The sequence below is a fragment of the Allobosea sp. P4_C6 genome (assembly GCF_056402015.1).
The window spans coordinates 1-972 of the sequence record NZ_JBFUIF010000284.1; the positions used below are offsets into that span (position 1 = coordinate 1).

Here is a 972-nt window from a genome sequence, read left to right on the forward strand (position 1 = left end):
TGTGCGGATATCGACGGCGATGTCGAGAATCCGTCCCTTGGTGACGCGGACCAGCTTGTCCTGCGCAAAGGGCGCGGACTGGAAATGCAGTCCGCGCAGGGTGCCGACCGTGGCCGAGCGCGAATGATTGTCCTGCACAAAGACGAGGCTGATCCCTGCCGCCGCCATGTCGGACTGCTTGTACACCTCCGAGAAGAAGCCGCGATGGTCGCCATGCTTCTTCGGCGTGATGATCTTCACCGCAGAGATGGCGGTGGAATCGACGCTCAACATGATGTCGTCTGGTCCTTCAGGCTGCGCCCAGGCGCTCGCCACGATAAACGCCCGAACGAATATCGCCCCACCAGCCGGGATTGGCGAGATACCATTCAACTGTGCGGCGCAAGCCGGTCTCGAAGGTCTCCTTCGGCGTCCAGCCCAGCTCACGGCTGATCTTGCCGGCATCGATGGCGTAGCGCGCGTCATGGCCGGGTCGGTCTGCAACATAGGCGATCAGGCGCTCATGCGAACCGGCAGAGTCCGGCCGCAATTCGTCGAGGATGGCGCAAATGCCCTTGACCACATCGATATTGGCCATCTCGTTATGGCCGCCGATGTTGTAGGTCTCGCCGATGACGCCCTTGGTCGCGACCGTCAGCAGCGCGTCGGCGTGATCGTCTACGTAGAGCCAGTCGCGGACGTTGAGCCCATTCCCATAGACCGGCAGCGGCTTGCCCTCGATCGCGTTGATGATCATCAGCGGGATCAGCTTCTCGGGGAAGTGATAGGGCCCGTAGTTGTTCGAGCAGTTGGTCACCACGGTCGGCAGGCCATAGGTATGGTGCCAGGCGCGAACCAGATGGTCGGATGCGGCTTTCGAGGCGGAATAGGGCGAGTTCGGCTGGTAGGCCGTGTCCTCCCGGAAGAAGCCCTCGGCCCCGAGTGAACCGAAGACCTCGTCGGTCGAGATGTGATGGAAGCGGAAGGCCGCCT

Annotated in this window: 2 protein-coding genes; both read right to left on the reverse strand. The window is 62.2% G+C overall.

Features of this window, described 5'->3' with window-relative positions; translation table 11 throughout:
- A partial coding sequence (locus AC1DVA_RS28685) for a dTDP-4-dehydrorhamnose 3,5-epimerase family protein (RefSeq protein ID WP_476808172.1) occupies positions 1-273 on the reverse strand: 273 nt, incomplete at its 3' end.
- 16 nt (positions 274-289) lie between these two features.
- A partial coding sequence (locus AC1DVA_RS28690) for a dTDP-glucose 4,6-dehydratase (protein ID WP_476808173.1) occupies positions 290-972 on the reverse strand: 683 nt, incomplete at its 5' end.